The organism is Halorubrum salinarum, assembly GCF_013267195.1.
GTDB classification, from domain to species: domain Archaea; phylum Halobacteriota; class Halobacteria; order Halobacteriales; family Haloferacaceae; genus Halorubrum; species Halorubrum salinarum.
In genome coordinates this window covers 2,745,963-2,764,536 of sequence record NZ_CP053941.1, presented here as the reverse complement: position 1 = coordinate 2,764,536, position 18,574 = coordinate 2,745,963, and the positions used below count along the sequence as shown (strand labels likewise).

General features: G+C 71.5%; 17 protein-coding genes. 10 read left to right on the top strand and 7 right to left on the bottom strand.

Features of this window, described 5'->3' with window-relative positions:
- Nucleotides 1-5: 5 nt before the first annotated feature.
- Nucleotides 6-1,184, bottom strand: coding sequence for an inorganic phosphate transporter (locus HPS36_RS14090; protein ID WP_173230634.1), 1,179 nt, complete (start codon nucleotides 1,182-1,184; stop codon nucleotides 6-8).
- A gap of 174 nt (nucleotides 1,185-1,358) precedes the next feature.
- Nucleotides 1,359-1,610, bottom strand: a complete 252-nt coding sequence (locus HPS36_RS14085) for a hypothetical protein (protein ID WP_053771262.1) — start codon at nucleotides 1,608-1,610, stop codon at nucleotides 1,359-1,361.
- 267 nt (nucleotides 1,611-1,877) lie between these two features.
- Here HPS36_RS14085 and HPS36_RS14080 point away from each other — a divergent pair, with 267 nt between their 5' ends.
- Nucleotides 1,878-2,429 (top strand): NYN domain-containing protein, encoded by a 552-nt coding sequence (locus HPS36_RS14080; protein WP_173230633.1) that lies wholly within the window; start codon nucleotides 1,878-1,880, stop codon nucleotides 2,427-2,429.
- Between the two features lie 25 nt (nucleotides 2,430-2,454).
- On the opposite strand, the gene HPS36_RS14075 is transcribed toward HPS36_RS14080, so the two are convergent.
- The gene (locus HPS36_RS14075; RefSeq protein WP_173230632.1) at nucleotides 2,455-3,117 is read right to left on the bottom strand and encodes a S26 family signal peptidase; all 663 of its coding nucleotides are present in this window, start codon (nucleotides 3,115-3,117) and stop codon (nucleotides 2,455-2,457) included.
- A gap of 133 nt (nucleotides 3,118-3,250) precedes the next feature.
- Between HPS36_RS14075 and HPS36_RS14070 the strand changes: the two genes are divergently transcribed.
- Both HPS36_RS14070 and HPS36_RS14065 read left to right on the top strand, forming a co-directional pair.
- On the top strand, nucleotides 3,251-4,435 hold the full coding sequence (locus HPS36_RS14070) for a glycine cleavage system aminomethyltransferase GcvT (RefSeq protein ID WP_173230631.1): 1,185 nt from the start codon (nucleotides 3,251-3,253) through the stop codon (nucleotides 4,433-4,435).
- A gap of 55 nt (nucleotides 4,436-4,490) precedes the next feature.
- Nucleotides 4,491-6,233 (top strand): formate--tetrahydrofolate ligase, encoded by a 1,743-nt coding sequence (locus tag HPS36_RS14065; protein WP_173230630.1) that lies wholly within the window; start codon nucleotides 4,491-4,493, stop codon nucleotides 6,231-6,233.
- A 69-nt stretch (nucleotides 6,234-6,302) separates the two neighbouring features.
- On the opposite strand, the gene moaC is transcribed toward HPS36_RS14065, so the two are convergent.
- Together moaC and HPS36_RS14055 are read right to left on the bottom strand one after the other, a co-directional pair.
- Nucleotides 6,303-6,845: a cyclic pyranopterin monophosphate synthase MoaC gene (gene moaC / locus HPS36_RS14060; RefSeq protein ID WP_173230629.1), complete on the bottom strand. Its 543-nt coding sequence runs from the start codon at nucleotides 6,843-6,845 to the stop codon at nucleotides 6,303-6,305.
- Nucleotides 6,838-8,295, bottom strand: coding sequence for an NAD(P)H-hydrate dehydratase (locus tag HPS36_RS14055; RefSeq protein WP_173230628.1), 1,458 nt, complete (start codon nucleotides 8,293-8,295; stop codon nucleotides 6,838-6,840). Before HPS36_RS14055 ends, moaC begins: the two co-directional genes overlap by 8 nt.
- 272 nt (nucleotides 8,296-8,567) lie before the next feature.
- On the opposite strand from HPS36_RS14055, the gene HPS36_RS14050 reads away from it, so the two are divergent.
- Nucleotides 8,568-9,632: a glycosyltransferase gene (locus HPS36_RS14050; protein WP_173230627.1), complete on the top strand. Its 1,065-nt coding sequence runs from the start codon at nucleotides 8,568-8,570 to the stop codon at nucleotides 9,630-9,632.
- Nucleotides 9,633-11,369: a DUF2070 family protein gene (locus HPS36_RS14045; RefSeq protein WP_173230626.1), complete on the top strand. Its 1,737-nt coding sequence runs from the start codon at nucleotides 9,633-9,635 to the stop codon at nucleotides 11,367-11,369. It abuts the gene before it with no gap.
- Between the two features lie 62 nt (nucleotides 11,370-11,431).
- On the opposite strand, the gene HPS36_RS14040 is transcribed toward HPS36_RS14045, so the two are convergent.
- Together HPS36_RS14040 and HPS36_RS14035 are read right to left on the bottom strand one after the other, a co-directional pair.
- Complete coding sequence (locus tag HPS36_RS14040) at nucleotides 11,432-12,151, bottom strand: HU family DNA-binding protein (RefSeq protein ID WP_173230625.1); 720 nt, start codon at nucleotides 12,149-12,151, stop codon at nucleotides 11,432-11,434.
- Between the two features lie 184 nt (nucleotides 12,152-12,335).
- Entirely contained in the window at nucleotides 12,336-13,349 is a 1,014-nt protein-coding gene (locus HPS36_RS14035; RefSeq protein ID WP_173230624.1) for a lysylphosphatidylglycerol synthase transmembrane domain-containing protein, read from the bottom strand.
- 147 nt (nucleotides 13,350-13,496) lie between these two features.
- Between HPS36_RS14035 and HPS36_RS14030 the strand changes: the two genes are divergently transcribed.
- The 5 genes from HPS36_RS14030 to HPS36_RS14010 all read left to right on the top strand — a co-directional run bounded on the left by HPS36_RS14030 (nucleotide 13,497) and on the right by HPS36_RS14010 (nucleotide 18,531).
- Complete coding sequence (locus tag HPS36_RS14030; RefSeq protein ID WP_173230623.1) at nucleotides 13,497-14,363, top strand: hypothetical protein; 867 nt, start codon at nucleotides 13,497-13,499, stop codon at nucleotides 14,361-14,363.
- A gap of 58 nt (nucleotides 14,364-14,421) precedes the next feature.
- On the top strand, nucleotides 14,422-15,450 hold the full coding sequence (locus HPS36_RS14025) for a glycosyltransferase family 4 protein (protein WP_173230622.1): 1,029 nt from the start codon (nucleotides 14,422-14,424) through the stop codon (nucleotides 15,448-15,450).
- Nucleotides 15,451-15,538: 88 nt separating this feature from the next.
- Nucleotides 15,539-16,315 (top strand): pyrroline-5-carboxylate reductase, encoded by a 777-nt coding sequence (gene proC / locus HPS36_RS14020; RefSeq protein WP_173230621.1) that lies wholly within the window; start codon nucleotides 15,539-15,541, stop codon nucleotides 16,313-16,315.
- Nucleotides 16,308-17,183, top strand: coding sequence for a glutamate 5-kinase (gene proB, locus HPS36_RS14015; RefSeq protein WP_137716360.1), 876 nt, complete (start codon nucleotides 16,308-16,310; stop codon nucleotides 17,181-17,183). The genes proC and proB overlap by 8 nt, the downstream gene beginning before the upstream one ends.
- Nucleotides 17,176-18,531, top strand: a complete 1,356-nt coding sequence (locus tag HPS36_RS14010) for a glutamate-5-semialdehyde dehydrogenase (RefSeq protein WP_173230620.1) — start codon at nucleotides 17,176-17,178, stop codon at nucleotides 18,529-18,531. The genes proB and HPS36_RS14010 overlap by 8 nt, the downstream gene beginning before the upstream one ends.
- Nucleotides 18,532-18,574: the final 43 nt, after the last annotated feature.

Sequence of the window (18,574 nt, the reverse complement as noted above, 5' to 3'; positions counted from 1 at the left end):
CGCCGTCAGGCGACTCCCGGCAGGAGGACGAAGAACCCGTACGCCAGCGCGGTCGACACCGACGGACCGATGATCCACATCGAGACGTACTTCAGGACCGCTCGGGGGTTGAAAAGGTCGCCCGCGTTCAACACCGCCGCCGGCTCCGCCTCCCCGATCGGCGACGACTGCCGCCCCTCGGTGTCGCTCACGGTGATCGCGCCGGTGACGATCTCGTTGTCGCCGGTGTTGCGCGTGACCGCCTGCCGGACCGTGACCGGGCGCGTCGCCCGCCCCCAGCCGATGCCGACGATCGTCATCACCGTGCCCATGACGAGGCTGATCGGGATGCCGATCCACGAGAGGACCGTCGTGATCGTTGAGGCCGTGGTCATCACGAACAGCGCGGCGAGGAGCGGGATGTCGCTGAGCTCGCCGCCGACCGACTCCATCGTGCGGCGGGCGATCGTGAACCCGCCGAGCCCGATTGCGAGCGTCGCGAGCAGGATCGCGGTGTCGTCGGGGAGGCCGCCGACGCCGCTGACGAGCGGCGCGGCGGCGTTCGGGACGTTGCTCGCACCGGCGCTGAACGCCATGTAACAGCCGATGACCAGGACGACGACCGTGCTGATCAGCTCCGAGTACGTCGTGTTGGGTCCGAGCGCGACCGTCGGCACGGCTCCGTCGCGGTCGAGTCTGAGCAGCGGCCCGGGCGACTTCTCGACGCGGACGCGCCGGTTCACGGCCGGGTAGACGTACCGACCGATGACGACGCCGATCCAGAAGCCGATGATCGGCGTCACGATCCACCAGGAGACGATCCGGGTGATCGTGGCGTAGTTGAGCGTGTCAGTCGCCAGCCCGAGCCCGGCGATGGCGCCCACGGTCGTCATCGAGGTCGGCACCGGGACGCCGAAGACGTTCGCGATGAGGATCCCGAACCCGATGAAAAACAGGACGGCGACGCCGGCCGACAGCGAGAGCTCGGTCGTGATGATCCCGCCGCTGAGCGTGTCCATCACGTTCCGTCCCACCGTCCACCCGCCGAGGAACACGAACACCGTCATCAGCGCGGCCGCGGTCGTCTTCTTCAGGATGCCGGCGCCCACCGGCGGCCCCCACGCGATGCCGGTCGAGGAGCCGCCGATGTTGAAGCCGACGAACACCGAGGCGACGATACCGACAGCGAGCAGCGTCTCGACCATCTCCTGCCCCTACCGGCATCGGTGGCAAATACCTGTCGTCATCGGGAAAGCGGACGGCCGTGAGGCGGACGGCGAACCGCGAAAGAGAGGGACGAAGCGGACCCGCGGGAACCGGACTACGGAGTCGACCGGCGCGCTCCCGACCGGTGACGGAGCGCGGAGGTTCGGCGTCGCTTACCGGCGCTCTCCCCCGTCGGTCCGGGCCGTCGTAACCGACTCGGCGCACCAGACGTTGCTCCGGCGACCCGCGCGGGACAGCTCCATCCGCACGACCGAGCCGACGGGCAGGTCCGCGACCCGCTCGCGGGCGTCCTCGTCGGCGTAGTCGACGATGTGGAACGTCTCGTTGCGGGGATGGGCACGTACCGTGGTACATTCGTGATCGTTCTGTGCGGAAATGACGGTGTACGCGTTCGATTGTGACATCTTATCCCGTTATTGCTGGACGCCTTACTTCAAGCCTCCGTATATTCACTACGGACGTGAGGGAAGTCGTAATATCCATATAAGGTCTTGAATTTCGACGGCGTTCGACGAAGGGTGTCGATGATTCGCGGACGATAGTTTCGATCACTTGATCACGATCGACTCGGGCGACGACGGACCGTCGCAGAGGACGACCGGCGAGTGACGGGGGCGGACCGCGAGCGCGCGGATCACCATACCTATCTCCGGCGACGGCGAAGGCCACCCATGGACCGAGGCGAGGGCCCGGAAGCCGAGACGACCGCCGAGGGCGTCGCGAGCGCGGCCGCCGAGACGGATCCGGACGCCGGCAGCGTGGCGCTGTTCGTCGACGGCCCGAACGTGCTGCGCGAGGAGTTTGACGTGGACTTAGACGACGTGCGGCGGGCGGGCGAGGCGGAGGGCCCGCTGGTGACGACCCGGCTGTACCTCGACGAGCACGCGACGCCGGGGCTGATACAGGCCGCGGAGGCGCGCGGCTTCGAGGTCATCGTCACGAGCGGCGACGTGGACGTGAAGCTCGCGGTCGACGCCGCGCGGTTCGCCGCGGAGGGCCGGATGGAGACGCTCGCGATCGCCTCCCGCGACACGGACTTCAAGCCGGTCGTCGAGACCGCGAACGGCTACGGGATCCGCACGCTCGCCATCGCGCCCGGGGAGTTCGGCCGGTCGGACGCCCTCCGCAACGCCGCGAACGGATCGGTGACTCTAGACGGCGACGAGGTCGACGCGACCGAGGCCGCGGACGATACGGGAAGCGAACCGACCTGGCACCGGTAGCGCCCGGGACTGATCGACGCCCGACTCACCGCCGCCGTTCCCACCGGATCCGACCGAGCAACAGCGCCCCGACGCCCCCCGCGATCCCCGCGATACCGACGAGGACGACGCCGGTCGCGACGCCGCCGTAGCGCGCGGCCGCCGCGTCGATCCCCACCCGAATCCAGCCAAGGTTCGGCACCGCGAACAGCGCCTTCCCGGCGATCCACTCGTCGGGGACGACGGGCGCGATGCCCGCGCTCTGGTCGTACAGCTCGTTCGCGTCGCCGTAGGTGACGTAGCCGTCGTACGGCGCCGGGCACGTCGCCAGCTCCGCGCAGTCAGCGGCGAGGAGCGCCGGGTCGGCCCGCTCCGTCCAGTCCTCGCCGGCGTCGACCGCGAACGCCAACCGGTGGAACACCGGTCTCCCGTCCGCCCCCGGGACGGTGTAGACGACGACATCGCCCGTCCCGCCGAGCCGCGCCGGCGCGTTCGGGTCGGCGGCGGTCGAGAGGTCGCCCCACGGCGCCCGGTCGGCCGCCGTCACGACGACGAGGTCCCCGCGCTCGACCCCGGGCGCCATGCTGCCGCTCTCGACCGCGACGAACGGCGGCCAGGTCCCGACGAGCGCGAACAGGAGGACCGCGGCGACGACCACGGCGACCGCGGGGGCGAGCGGACCGGGCCGGTCGGGGCGACGGCTGCTCACGCCGGAGTGAGGGGCCGGCGACCGCTTGAGGCTGTCGGCCGAGTCGACGACGGGCGCGACCGCGACGGGGGCCGCCGCCGACGCGGACCGCCGATGTCACAAAGCCTTAGGTTCGTCCCGGAGAGGTGCGGGTATGACCGATCGCCTCCCTCCGCTCCACGACGCCCACGACGAGCGCGGCGCCAAGTTCACCGACTTCGGCGGCTGGCAGATGCCCGTCGAGTTCGACTCGATCCGGACCGAACACGCCGCGGTCCGCGAGTCGGTCGGCGTCTTCGACGTGTCGCACATGGGCGAGATCGAGGTGTCCGGCCCGGACGCGACCGAGCTGCTGAACCGACTCACGACGAACGACGTGCGCGCGCTCGACCCCGGCGACTCGCAGTACGCCGCGATCACGGACGACGAGGGCGTGATGCTCGACGACACGGTCGTCTACCGGCTCCCCGACGGGACCGCCGCCGGCGAGGCGGCCGCGTCGCTCGCGGACCTCGACGCGGCCCACGACGGCGACCTCGACGCCCCGAGCGGCGACCCCGCGTACCTCTTCGTGCCGAACGCCGGCCACGACGGGCAGATGTACGACCGCTGGACCGCGCACCGCGACGAGTGGGGCCTCGACGCGACCGTCGCGAACGCCACCGACGACTGGGCGATGCTCGCCGTTCAGGGCCCCGACGCGGTCGACGCGCTCGACGAGGCGACGCCGCGGGACCGGGTCGTCGACCTCTCGAAGTTCGAGGCGACGGCCGCGGCGGTGGCCGGCACGGAGAGCTGGGTCGCGCGCACCGGCTACACCGGCGAGGACGGCTTCGAAGTGATGTGTCCGGCCGACGTCGCCGAGTCCGTCTGGGCGGCGTTCGTCGACGGCCCGCGGGAGGCGCAGCCCTGCGGGCTCGGCGCCCGCGACACGCTCCGCACCGAGATGGGCTACCTGCTGTCCGGACAGGACTTCGATCCGGAGAGCGAGCCCCGGACGCCGTACGAGGCCCGGATCGGCTTCGTCGTCAAGCTCGACACGGAGTTCGTCGGGCGCGACGCCTTGGAGGCGCAGAACGAGGAGGGCGTCGACGAGAAGTTCGTCGGGGTCCGCCTCCGCGAGCGCGGCGTCCCCCGGAACGGGTACGCGGTCACCGACGGCGACCTCACCCGCGTCGGGAAGCTCACCTCCGGGACGATGAGCCCGACGCTCGACGAGCCCATCGGCTTGGGCTACCTCCACGAGTCGTACGCCGACGCCGGCACCGAGGTGAGCGTCGTCGTGCGCGGCGACGAGAAGCGCGCCGAGGTCGTGATCCCGCCGTTCCTCGACCGCTGAGGGTTGTCACCAAGGCCCGAGCAACGCTCATACGAGCGGCCCGAGAAGCGCCGGTATGGCGCCCACCGATCCCGCGAGCGACGCGACTGGGGTACCGGAGTCGGACCTCGCCGTCGCGCGAGCGACCGATCCCCGGCCGATCGAGGAGGTCGCGGCCGACCTCGGGCTCTCCGCCGACGACGTCGAGCGGCGCGGCGACGGCGTCGCGAAGCTCACGCACGCGGCGGTCCGCGACGCCGTCAGCGACGGGCCGGACGCTTCCGGGGCAGCAGCGGACTCGGCCGGGACGACCGTCCTGGTGACGGGCATGTCGCCGACGCCGAAGGGCGAGGGGAAGACCGTCACCACCGTGGGGATCGGGCAGGGGCTCGCCGCGCTGGGCGAGCGGGCCGCGGTCGCGATCCGGGAGCCGTCGCTCGGCCCGGTCTTCGGGGTCAAGGGCGGCGCGGCCGGCGGGGGCCGGTCGCAGGTGCTCCCGATGGAGGCGATCAATCTCCACTTCACCGGCGACATCCACGCGCTGACCGCGGCGCACAACCTCCTCGCGGCCGCGCTCGACAACCACCTCCACCAGGGCAACGACGCGGAGATAGACGCGCGACGGGTCGACTGGCCGCGCGCGCTCGACGTCAACGACCGCGCGCTCCGCGAGACGGTCGTCGGCCTCGGCGGGACCGCGAGCGGGGTCCCCCGGGAAGAGGGGTTCGTGATCACCGCCGCCTCGGAGCTGACGGCCGTCCTCGGGCTCGCGACCGACCTGGAGGACCTGAAGGCGCGGATCGGTCGGATCGTGCTCGCGGCCGACGCCGACGGCGAGCCCGTCACGCCGGACGACCTCGGGGTGACCGGCGCCGCGGCCGCGCTGCTCCGGGACGCCTTCCGGCCGAACCTTGTCCAGACGGTTGAGGGCGTCCCAGCGTTTGTCCACGGCGGACCCTTCGCGAACATCGCGCACGGGACGAACACACTGGTCGCTGACCGGGTCGGCGCCGCGCTCGCCGACTACCTCGTCACGGAGGCCGGGTTCGGCGCCGACCTCGGCGCGGAGAAGTTCGGGAACATCGTCGCGCGGCAGGGCGTGGTCCCCGACGTAGCCGTCGTGGTCGCCACCGTCCGCGGCGCGAAGCGCCACGGCCTGGAGATGTGGCCGACCGACTTCGACGCCCTCGCGGAGCCGGCCCCCGAGGCGGTCCGGGCCGGCGTCGCCAACGTCGCGAAGCACGTCTCGATCGCCGAGTCGTTCGGGGTCCCGACGGTCGCCGCGATCAACGTGTTCGCGGACGACACCGAGGTCGAACTCGCCGCGCTGGAGGCCGGACTCGAAGAGCGCGGGATCCCGGTCGCGCGCTCGACGGCCCACCGCGACGGCGGCGCGGGCGCGACCGACCTGGCCGAACTGGTGCGCGAGCGCGCCGGGACGGGGTCGTTCGAACCCCTGTACGACGCCGACGCGCCGATCCGCGAGAAGATAGCCACGGTCGCGCGCGAGGTGTACGGCGTCGCGGGCGTCGAGTACGTCGACGGCGCGGCCGACGACGTCGAGCGCGTCGAGCGCTGGGGGTACGGCGACCTCCCGGTCTGCCTCTCGAAGACCCCGTACTCGCTGTCCGACGACCCCGCCCGGACCGGCGTGCCCGAGGGGTGGACGCTCACCGTCCGCGAGGTGACCCCCTCGGCGGGGGCCGGCTTCGTCGTGGCGAAGACCGCCGACGTGATGACGATGCCGGGGCTGCCCGCGGAGCCGGCCGCCGAGGACATCGACGTGGACGCCGACGGCGACGTGAGCGGGCTGTTCTGACCGGCGGCCGGGCTTCGGTGTGACGCCGCTCGCCGCCCACTCGCGGCTCACCCGCGACTCACCCGCGACTCACTCGCCGACCTGCTCCTTCCGCTTCTCGACGACCTCGACGTCCGAGATCCGCGTGTCGGGATACCCCCCGTCCGCGTCCTTCTCGGCGGCCTTCACCATGTCCCAGACGGTGTTGAGCCCTGTCGTGACGCCCTCCAACGCCTCCATCTCGCAGCCCGTCTTCCCGGTGGTCTCGACCGCGACGGTGAGTTCGATCCGGTCGTCGCCCACCGCGAACTCGGTGTCGACGTTCGTGATCGGGATCTGGTGGCACATCGGGATCGTCTCCCAGGTGTGTTTCACGGCTTGGACGGCGCCGATCCGCGCGGTCGCGAGCACGTCGCCCTTCTCGACCGCGTCGGCCTCGACCGCGTGGATCGTCTCCGGGGTCAGCCGGATCTCGCCGCGCGCGACCGCGCGTCGGCTGCTGTCGGGCTTCGCGCCCACGTCGACCATCTGGACGTCGCCCGCGTCGTCGGTGTGGGTCAGCGCGTCCGCGCCGGCGGGGTCCGCGCTCGCTCCGTCGCCCGCCGCGCCGTCGCCGGGTCCGTCGTCACTCATTACGCATCGCCTCCGGCAGCCGGTCGGGTAAGTCCGTCGCCACCAGGCCGGCCCCGTTCGCGTCGGCCGCTGCGTCCCCGGCGCGCCCGACGACGTACGCGCCGACCGCGGCCGCGCGGAACGGGTCCGTGACGGCCGCGAGCGCGCCGACCGTCCCCGCCAGCACGTCGCCGGTCCCGCCGACGGTCATGCCCGGGTTGCCGGTGCGGTTCAGCCGCACGCCGTCGGCGTCGGCGATCACGTCGACCGCGCCCTTCACGAGCAGGACGTGGCCGAGGTCGGCGGCGAACTCCCGGACCAGTTCTGCTCGCTCGTCCGGGTCCGCCGCCGTCTCGCCGCCCATGTCGACCAGTTCGCCCTGATGCGGGGTACAGATCAGGTCGGCGTCCGTGTCGACCTCGGGGACGACCCGGAGCGCGTCGGCGTCGACGACCGCCTGCCCGTCGTAGGCCGTCAGGAACTCGCGGACGAACTCGCGGGTCCCGTCGCCGTCTCCCAGTCCGGGACCGAGGACGACGACGTCGTTCTCGGCCGCGAGCGACGCGACTCGGGCCGCGTGCGACGAGCCGACCCGGTCGCCGGGGAGCGGCCGGACGATGAGGTTCGGTGAGAAGCCCTGGACCGCGTCCGCGACCGATTCCGGACACGCCACCCGGACGAGGTCCGCGCCCGCGCGGAGGGCGGCGAGCGCGGACAGCGTCGGCGCGCCGGTGTACGGGCCGCCGCCGACCACCAGCACCTCGCCGTTGTCGCCCTTGTGGGAGTCGGGGTCGCGGTCGAGGCCGAGGAGGTCCCCCGGGCCCGTGTACCGCTCCGCGGCGGCCGGGATCCCGATGTCGGCGACCGCGACCGCGGCGTCGAGCGCGGCCAGCCCGGGCTTCTCGTCGTGGAACGTCACCACGCGGTCGGCGTCGACGGCGACCGCGTCCGGGCCTCCCGTCGGATCGCCCGTGTCGGCGTCGATCCCGGAGGGCACGTCGACCGCGATCACCGTCGCGTCGCTCGCGTTGATCGCTGCGGCCGCGGTCCGCTCCGGTTCGCGGAGCCCGCCGGAGATTCCGGACCCGAGCATCGCGTCGACGATCACGTCGGGGTCGTCGCCGTCGGGGGCGGCGAGGTCGAGGTCGCGCGAGTCGGTGACGGTCTCGCGGGGAATCTCCGCCTTTCCGAGCGCCGCCCAGTTCTCCCGCGCGATGTCGGTCCGGACCGTCTCGGGGCGGCCGAGCAGGTGGACCCGGACGGCGTACTCGGTCAGGAACCGGGCCGCGACGAGGGCGTCGCCGCCGTTGTTCCCGCGGCCGCAGACGAGTGCGACGGTCGCGCCCGGGTCCGCGACGGCCCGCACCTCGCGGGCGACCGCGTTGCCGGACGACTCCATCAGCTGCTTGCGCGGCACGCCGAGCGCCGCCGCGTTGGCGTCGACGGCCGCCATGCGATCGGTCGGTATCATGGTCGGCGGTTCGGGCGCCCGGGGATTAAGCGGGCGGGGTCCGGCGGGCGGGCGCGGGGTGTTCGCCCGCGTCGCCCGCCCAGCCGAGTCGGCTCGGGAAATGAAAATGTTGAAGCGGTCCGGTAGTGAAGTCGGCGAATGACCGTGGTACTCGCAGTAGCCGTCGGCGCGGACGACGAGCCGAGCCCCGCCCCGACCGGCGCGTCCCCCGCCCGCCGACCCCTCCGCGGCGGTTCCGGCCGCCGGCAACCCCCCAACCGTCAGACGCGACCATGAACATCGGCTTCTTCACCGACAGCTACTTCCCCGGTATCGACGGCGTCACTTACACCATCCAGTCGTGGCGCGACCGGCTCGAATCCCGGGGGCACGACGTCTACGTGGTGTATCCGGAGAGCAGCCACGACCCGGACGACCACGAGATTCCGGTCCCCTCGCTGCCGAACCCCTTCTACCGTCAGTACCGCCTCCCCACGTTCCGCCGCCTGTCGACGCTCCCCGACCTGGACGTGGTCCACTGCCACGGCCCGGCGTCGACCGGGCTGATGGGCCTCCGGTACGCGAAGCGGTACGGCGCGACCTCCGTGTACACGCACCACACCCCCGTCGAGGACTACTTCGTCCAGGGGCTCAAGTCGGAGCGGCTCGCCTCCGTCGTCGGGCGGGCGTACGTCGCCTACGAGAACCGCTTCCTCAACGCGTTCGACTGCGTCACGGCCTCTACCTCGCGTATCCGGCGGGACGTGGAGCCGTACCGGCTCCCCGTCGGGATCGAGATGGACCGGTTCCGGCCGCAAGAGAACGCCCGCGTGACCGCGACGGCGACCGACGGCGGGCCGACGGCCGTCGACGCGCCGGTCGTCGGGTACAGCGGCCGGATGACCCGCAAGAAGAACGTCGACGAGATCCTCCGGCTCGCGGACCGGCTGCCCGAGGTGCGGTTCGAACTCGTCGGCGAGGGGCCGGTCCGCGGGGATCTGGAGGCCGACGCGCCGGGGAACGTCCGGTTCCACGACTTCCTGCCGCGCGAGGAGCTCCCCGACTTCTACGCCGCCCTTGACGTGTTCGTCACGGCGTCGACCTGCGACACCCTCGGGCTCTCGACGCTGGAGGCGAACGCCTGCGGCACGCCGGTCGCCGCCGCGGACGTGGCGCCGTTCGACGAGACGATCGGCCCCGAGAACGGGGCGCGCTTCGCGTTCGGCGACCTCGACGAGATGGAGCGCGCGGTCCGCGACTGCCTCGACGGCGACCGGGACACCCGCGGCGCGGTCGAGCGGTTCTCCGTGGAACAGACCGTCGACGAGCTCGAATCGATATACGGGGTGACGGCGTAGATGGGGGCGGACAACGTCGACGCCTTCCAGCGGTTCGTCTTCTCGGTGCCGCCCCTCCGGATTCAGGCGGCCGCGCTCGTCGCGCTCAGCGCCGTCTACGGGGTGGGCACGTTCGGCGGCATCTGGCTCTTCACGCCGTTCGCGCCGGACCCGTCTCGGATCGTCCCCGTCGCCGCCCTCATCTTCCTGATCCCGTTCGTCGTCGCGGCCGAGCTGTTCCCCCGCGTGCTCGACGGCTACCCGCGGTCGTGGAGCTACTTCCTCGCGCTCACCTCGCAGTTCGTCCTGTTCGTCTACGCCCTGGTGCTCTCCGGCGCGGACAACGTCGGGAACGCCTGGAGCATCATCTGGCTCAGCTTCATCACGCTGTACCTGATCAACATCCTGGTGCTCGTCGTCTCGACGGGCATCGACCGCTCCGACCGGATCCTGCTCGTCTCGCTCGCCGAGCCGGCGGCGCTCATCGCCGCATTCTACGCGCTGGGCGGGAGCGAGCTCGGCTTCTCGACGTACCGGCACGTGTTCGCGTTCGCCTCGCTGCTCATCGCGGCTGGCTTCCTCGTGCTGGTCCTCGTCGTCGTCGACTACCTGATCAAGAGCAACACCGACGTCTCCGCGTTCGCGCTCACCTCCGGCCTCCTCCGGAACGACCGCGAGTCGCTCGACCTGGGGGTCGAGGCACGCCCGGCCGTCGAGACGTTCGCCGTCGACAACGGGAGCCGGCTCACGGTGGCGGCCCCGTGGGTCCACCCCGGTCCGCTCGGCGGGTTCGGCGGCGGCCAGCTGAGCGGAAACCTGATCGAGGCGCTGAACGAGGGCCGCGGGGTCGACGGGACGGAGCGCGCCGCGGCCCCGGCCGCGACCGACGGCGGCGCCGCGTCCGAGGACGCGGCCGGCTTCTTCTTCCACGTCCCGTGTACGCACAAGGAGGACCTCTCGAACCCCGCGGACGCGGAGCGGATCCTCGACGCGGTCGCGGACCCGGACCGGACCGAGCGCGTCTCGCGGCTCGTGACCGAGTCGTACGGGGAGCGCGAGGGCTACGCGGACGTGCGGTTCCACGGCCGCCGGATCGGGGACAAGGAGGTGGTCGTCCTCCACGGCGAGGGGATCGACGACTACGACACGGGCGTGTTCATGCGCGACGTCGACCACGACGAGGTGCTGTTGATCGACCAGCACCGACACGACATCCAGAACGGCCCCGACGTCGAGATCCAGTACGGCTCCGCGACGGCCGACCGCCTGAAGCGCGCGTTCGACGACTTCCGCGACCGGCTCGCGGACGCCGACCTCGTCGAGGACTACGCCGCCGGGTTCTCCGTGACGCGGACCGGCCAGGACGCGCTGGCGATGGTCGAGCGCGTCGACGGACAGGAGGTCCTCTGGATCGGCGTCGACACCAACGGGCTCACCCCGGACGTGCGGGCGACCGCCGACGAGTACCGCGCGGAGTTCGACGCGGTGATCCCCTTCTCGACGGACACCCACGCGTCGATCCACGAGCTGGCGAACATGCGCGAGTCCGACATTGACGCCATCGAGGGCGCGGTCGACCGCGCCGTCGACGACGTCGCGCCCGCGACGGTCGGGTTCGAGAGCAACCGGACCGAGCCGGTGAAGCTCCTGAAGAACGACTACAACGGGCTCGTGTTCAGCGTCAACATCCTCATCCGCCTCACGCTCATCTCGCTGGTGATCCTGTACGCGCTGCTCGTGCTGTGGCTGTTCTTCTGAGCGGCACGGCTTTTCGGGGGTCGGCGTGACTCGCCGCGCCGGCGCAGCGCTCGCCGCCGCCTTCAGTTCACCTGCCCGGAGAGCTCGGCGCCGGCCTTGAACTTGACCTCGTTCTTCGCCGCGCTCTCGGTCCGCTTGCCGGTCTGCGGGTTCCGCCCCGTCCTGGCGCTCCGCTTCGAGATGCCGAACGAGCCGAACGCCTCGCTCACCACGACCGTTCCCCCGCCCTGAAGGCCGTTGGCCGTCACGGTGACGAGCGCGTCCAGCAGCCGCGCCGCCTCGCGCGCCGCGAGCCCCTGGTCGGAGCTGCGCCCGGTGTCGCTCGCGACGGACTCGGCGTCGATCCACACGTCGGCGTCGCGACACTTGGCGCTCGCCACGTCGCCGCGGCCGGGGTTGAGATCGAGCGCGGCCGCGAACGCCGGACACGGGTCGAACGTCACCGGCGAGTCGTCGCCGCCTCGGTCCGACCGCGGGTTTCGCCCGGTCCGAGCGCTACGCTTCGAGATACTGAACCGCCCGAAGTCCTCGACCTGGGCGCTGTCTCCCCGCCGTAACGCGGCGGTGACCGCGCCGGTGATCGCGTCGAGCCCGCGGGCCGCGTCCCGCGGCGAGAGGCCGCTCTCGACCGCGATCGCTTCGACCAACTCTGGTCGCTTCGACGCCGCCGCCCCGCCGCCGCCCGCCGCGACGCCGAGTCCGAGCGCGGCCGAGACGAGCGCCCCGCGCCGCAGGACGGTGCGCCGAGCGATCCCGTTTTCCGTCGCTTTGCCTCCGTTCATGCCCCTTATACGCGCTTTCAGGACATAATCGTATCTGAGGGATCGGCCGGATCGTATCTCCGACCCTACGTACGGCCGTAGCAACGTCTCTGCGAGCGAACGGCGGCGCGATACCCTCGGCAGCGCGGCGTACGCGCTCGGCTCGGAGTTGCGACGGAATGCGGACCGCTCCCGACGCGGCGCGCTACTCGAACGCCTTCACGCCCAGCGCTGACGCGGAGGCGCCGCCGATGACCATCGGCACCCAGTAGACGGCGCCGCGAAAGACGAGGACCGCGGCGGTGATCGCGGAGGCGGCGACGCCGGTCGTCGGGACGAGCAGGCCGACGAGCGCGGCCTCGATGCCGCCCAGCCCGCCGGGGAGCGGGGTCGCGCCCGCGACGTACGACAGCGGGACGACGAAGACCGGGATGACCGGCGAAATCGGGTGGCCGACCGCGGCGAACGCGGCGGTGAGCGCGGCCGCCTGGAAGATCCAGCCGGTCAGCGAGAGCGCGACGATCCCGAGGAGGCGCGTCCGGTCGGTGCCGACGCGCTCGATGTCGGCGAAGAAGTTGCCGAGGCGGTCGGCGAGGCCGGCCTCGATCGTCTCGGCGTCGAAGCGGTCGAAACGTCCGAGGAACGGGCCGACGGCGCCCGGGACGCGGTCGACGACCGCGACGCGGTAGCGCCAGACGAACGCGATGGCCGAGACGATGGCGGCGATCAGCGCGACCGCGCTCGCGACGGCGAAGCCGACGCGGTCGCCGACTGCCGTGGTGGCCGCGTACGACCCGACGCCGAGGAACACGAGCGAGACGGAGGGGACGACGTTGAGCACGTCGACGCTCGCGATACCGACGAGCCCCGTCTCGTACCGCGCCTCGCCCACCTTCGAGATGAGCGCCGCGGCGACCGGCTCGCCGCCCGCCTGGCCGAACGGGGTGACGTTGTTCGCGAAGGCGGCGCCGCTGTACACGAGGAACGCGGTCCGGACGGACATCTCGACATCGAGCGCGCCCAGCACGGCGCGGAGCATGAGGCTCCACGCCGCGAGCCAGCAGAGGCCGAGGCCGAGCGTCACGGCGACGAGGCCCGGGTCGGCGGCCGCGAGCGCGTCGACGATGCGGTCGACGCCGACGACGACGAAAAGCACCGCGAGGAGGAGGACGGCGCCGCCCGCACCGAGGATGAGCGCGCGCCGTTGTGGGCCGTCCATAGACTGGGTGGGGCGGTAGCGAACTTGAAACGTCTGCTTCGCGCCCGCCGGCGCGTGGCGTCTCTGAGCCCCGGCCACACTCGCGGACCGCCGGTCCGGGGGCGAGAATGAGAATACATACGTACCGGCGGGCCGACGGCCCACCTAATGGAAGATCAGCGGTTCCTCGAGTCGGAGTGGGATTACTGTCTGGTGCTCGACGCGTGCCGATACGACGTGTTCGCGGACGTGTACGACGAGTACCTCGACGGCACGCTCGAGAAGCGGCGCAGCGTCGGCTCGTCGACGCCCGAGTGGGCCTACCGCACGTTCACCGACGACCACGACATCGCGTACTTCTCCGGGAACCCCTTTATCAACGACCTGGGGATCCCGCTGAACGAGCTGAAGTGGGGCGCCAGCTGCGACTACGAGTGGACCGCCTCCGAGCACATCAGCGACATCCACGACGTGTGGAAGACCGACTGGGACGACGACCTCGGCACCGTCCCGCCGGAGGGGCTCGCGGACGCGTTCCACCGCAACCAAGACGCCGTCGAGCGCGCCGACCGCACCGTGCTCCACTACATGCAGCCGCACGCGCCCTACCTCTCGCGCGGGAAGGGACAGAAGCTCAAGCAGATCCAGAAGGGGATCAGAGAGCAGGGGGAAGCGGAGGAAAACGACGGGAGCGACGACGACGGCGGGCTGCTCTCCTCGCTCAGCGACTCCGTCCGGCCGAAGATCGAGAGCCGGCTCGACGACAGCGAGTTCGCCCAGAAGGCGGGCCTGTGGCTCGAACTCGACCCGAAGGACCTCGTCAAGGACGGCACGCGGGTGACCGCGCTGTCGATGTACGAGGAGAACCTCCGGATCGCCTTAGAGAGCGTCTCGGAGCTCGCCGACGAGCTCGACGGCGACGTGGTCGTCACCGCCGACCACGGCGAGGCGTTCGGCGAGGAGGGCGTCTGGGAGCACCACATCGAGACGTACATCCCCGCGCTGATGGAGGTCCCGTGGCTGGAAGTCGAGTGAGCGACCGCGGCGGGGCCCGAGACGCGACCGCCGCGCGGCCGCGACCGCCGATCCGCCGATGAAGGTCAGCCACTACTTCGAGTTCGCGGAGCACGTCACCGGCGGCGTGGCGGCCTCGGTCGACCACCAGCGCAAGATGTTCGACCGGGTCGGCATCGACTACACGACGGAGCCGACGCTCGACGCCGACGTGCTCCACCTCAACCTGATGGGCCCGCGCTCGGTCTGGTACGCGCGCCGCGCCCGGAAGGCGGGCGTCCCCGTCGTCGCGCACACCCACGTCACCGCGGAGGACTTCGGCGACAGCTTCCGGTTCACGAACGCGCTCGCGCGGCCGCTCAGGCCGTACCTCCGCCGCGCGTACGGGCTCGCCGACCGGCTGATCTGCCCCTCCGAGTACAACCGAGCGGTGATCGAGGAGTACACCGACGCGCCGACGACCGTCGTCTCCAACGGCGTCGACCGCGGGAAGCTCGACGGGTTCGAGTCGCTGGAGGCCGAGTACCGCGACCGCTACGACCTCGACCCGCCGACGGTGTTCATGGTCGGCCACGTGATCAAGCGGAAGGGGTTAGAGACGTTCGTCGAGACGGCCCACCGGATGCCGGACGTCGACTTCGTCTGGTTCGGCCCCATCGACCGGTCGCTGAAGGGCCGCCAGACGAAGCGGCTCGTCGACGAGGCGCCCAGGAACTGTACGTTCACGGGGTTCGTCGACGACATCCGCGGCGCGTACGCCGCGGGCGACGTGTTCTGTTTCCCGACCCACGAGGAGAACGAGGGGATCGCGCTGCTGGAGGCGATGGCCGCCGGCAAGCCGCTCGTCGTGCGCGACATCGAGACGTTCTCGTGGCTGGACGACGGCGAGGAGTGCCTGAAGGTCGGCGACGCGGGCGACGGGGCGCACGCCGCGGCCGACGCCGACGCTCGCGGGGACAACGTCGAGGGGTTCGTCGAGGCCATCGACGCGCTCCGCGACGCCGACCGCCAGGCGGAACTCGGCGCGCGGGCCGCCGAGCGGAGCGAGGCCTTCTCGCTCGACGCGATCGCCGACCGCTACCGATCGCTGTACGCGGATCTGGTGTAAGCGGCCGCGAGGGGAATGGAATCGACCGTTCCCGGAAAATTGCGAAAACCGCAGTTGGTATGTCCGCCCGACGATTCCGTAGGGCCAAATGACTCGAGTGAGCGTTATCGGCTGCGGGAACATGGGGGGTGCCCTGCTCAGGGGGCTCGCCCGCGTTGATGGGTACCACCTGACGGCGATCGACCTCGATCCCGAGGCGCTCGCCGCGATCGAGGACGCCGTCGACGAGACGACCGAGGACGTGGCGGCGGCGCGCGACGCAGACATCGTCGTCCTCGCGGTGAAGCCGGACGTGGCGCCCGCGGTCCTCGACGACCTCGACCTCCGCGGGGACCAGCAGCTGGTGACGCTGGCGGCGGGGCTCCCCCGCGAGTTCGTCGCGGCGCGCACCGACGCCTCCGTCGTCCGGATCATGCCCAACCTCGCGGCGGAGACGGGGAACATGGCCGCGGCCGCGACGCACGAGGGGCTCACCGACGAGGTCCGCGCGATGCTCGACGCGGTCGGCGAGTTCGTCGAGGTCGACGAGTCGCTGATGCACGTCTCGACGGCGGTCAACGGCAGCGGCCCCGCGTTTGCGTTCTACCTGATCGACGCGATGAAGCAGGGCGGGATCGACAGCGGGCTCGACCCCGAACAGGCGGAGACGCTGGCCGCTCAGACATTCAAGGGCGCGGCCGAGACGGTGCTGCGCGACGACCGCAGCGTCGACGAACTCATCGACGCGGTCTGCTCGCCGAACGGCACGACGATAGAGGGCATGGATGTGCTGTGGGACAGCGAGGCCGACGCGGCGGTCGAGGATGCGGTCGCGGCCGCCGAGCGCCGGTCCCGGGAGCTCGCCGAGGCGTTCGACGATGGCTGAGGACGCGAGCGTGGAGCGGGTCGGCGCGACCGACGCCGACCGCGTCGCGGCCGCGCGACGGGAGGCCGCCGCGGCCGACCGCGTGATCGTCAAGGCGGGGACGAACTCCCTGACCGACGACGACTCGCGGCTGGACCGGGTGAAGCTGGACAAGCTGGTCGCGGACGTGATGGACCTCCGCGAGCGCGGCACGGAGGTCGTGCTGGTCTCCTCCGGGGCGGTCGGCGCCGGGACGGGGCGGCTCGACACGGGGCCCGAGTCGCGGGACGGCGTCGAGTCCATCGCGGAGAGCCAGGCGCTCTCGACCGTGGGCCAGGGCCTGCTGATGCGTCACTACACGCAGAGCTTCGAGCGCTTCGACCAGGACGTGGCGCAGATCCTCGTGACCGGGACCGACCTCGACGCCCCGGAGCGGTTCGACAACTTCACGAACACCGTCGAGACGCTGCTGTCGTGGGGCGTCGTCCCCGTCGTCAACGAGAACGACGCGGTCGCGACCGACGAGCTCCGGATCGGCGACAACGACATGCTGTCGGCGTCGATCGCGATCGGGCTCGACGCCGACCTCCTCGTGACGCTCACCGACGTGGACGGCGTCTACACCGGGAACCCGAAGCGCGACGGCGACGCGGAGCTGATCGAGGCCGTCGACGACGGCTACGAGCGGCTGCGGGAGATCGTCGGCGACGGCACGGAGACCGACTTCGGCGGCATCCGCACGAAGGTGGAGGGCGCCCACGACGTGAGCCGCCACGGGATCCCCGCCATCATCGCCGGGTCGGCCGAGCGCGACGTGTTAGCGCGGATCGCAGCGGGTAAGCCGACGGGCACGCTATTCGTGCCGGAGACGGGTGACGACGATGAGTGAGAGCCACACCACCGACGTGGAAGCGGACACCGACGAACTGGCCCGGCGGGCCGAGCGCGCCGCGCTGCGGCTCGCGAACGCCGACGAGGCGACCCGCGACGAGGCGCTCCGGTCGATAGCCGACGCGATCCGCGAGCGCGAATCGGAGATACTGGAGGCGAACGCGGTCGACGTGGAGGCGGCCGAGGCGATGCTTGCGGACGGCGAGTACACGCAGGCGCTGGTCGACCGCCTGAAGCTCGACGCGACGAAGGTCGAGGAGATCGCGTCGATGGTCGAGTCGGTCGCCGAACAGGACGACCCGCTCGGCGAGACGCTCGCGGCGCGCGAGCTCGACGAGGACCTCGAACTGTACCGGGTCGCGGTGCCGATCGGAGTCGTCGCGACGGTGTTCGAGTCGCGGCCCGACGCTCTGGTTCAGATCGCCGCGCTCGCGTTGAAGTCCGGGAACGCGGTCGTCCTCAAGGGCGGCAGCGAGGCCAGCGAGTCGAACCGAATCCTCCACGAGACGATCGTCGAGGCCACCCCTGACCTCCCCGACGGGTGGGCGGCCCACGTCGAGGCCCACGAGGAGGTCGACCGCCTCCTCGAACTCGACGACCGCGTCGACCTCGTGATGCCGCGCGGCTCCTCGGAGTTCGTCTCGTACATCCAGGAGAACACGCAGATCCCCGTGCTCGGTCACACCGAGGGGGTCTGTCACGTCTACGTCGACGCCGACGCTGACCTGGAGATGGCGGAGGACGTTGCCTTCGACGCGAAGGTCCAGTACCCCGCCGTGTGTAACGCCGTCGAGACGCTGCTCGTACACGAGTCCGTCGCCGACGCGTTCCTGCCCGACCTCGTCGCGCGCTACGAGGACGCCGGCGTGGAACTGCGCGGCGACGAGCGGACCCGCGAGGTCGTCGACGTCGACCCCGTGACCGCCGACGACTGGGACACGGAGTACGGCGACCTCGAACTGTCGATCAAGGTCGTCGACGACGCCTACGACGCGATCGACCACGTCAACGACCACGGCTCGAAACACACCGAGTCGATCCTGACCGAGGACGCCGAGACGGCCGAGACGTTCATGACCGGCGTCGACGCCGCGAGCGTCTTCCACAACGCCTCGACCCGGTTCGCGGACGGCTACCGCTACGGCCTCGGCGCCGAGGTCGGGATCTCCACGGGGAAGATCCACGCCCGCGGCCCGGTCGGCCTCGAGGGGCTCACGACGTACAAGTACTACCTCGAAGGCGACGGACACCTCGTCGCGAGCTATAGCGGCGAGGACGCGGTCCCGTTCACGCACCGCGAACTCGACGGCGCCGAGTGGACCCCCGGTCGCCTGTCGACCGAGTGACTCGCGAGTCGCGCTGACTCGCCTTCTCGTTTCGACTCACCCC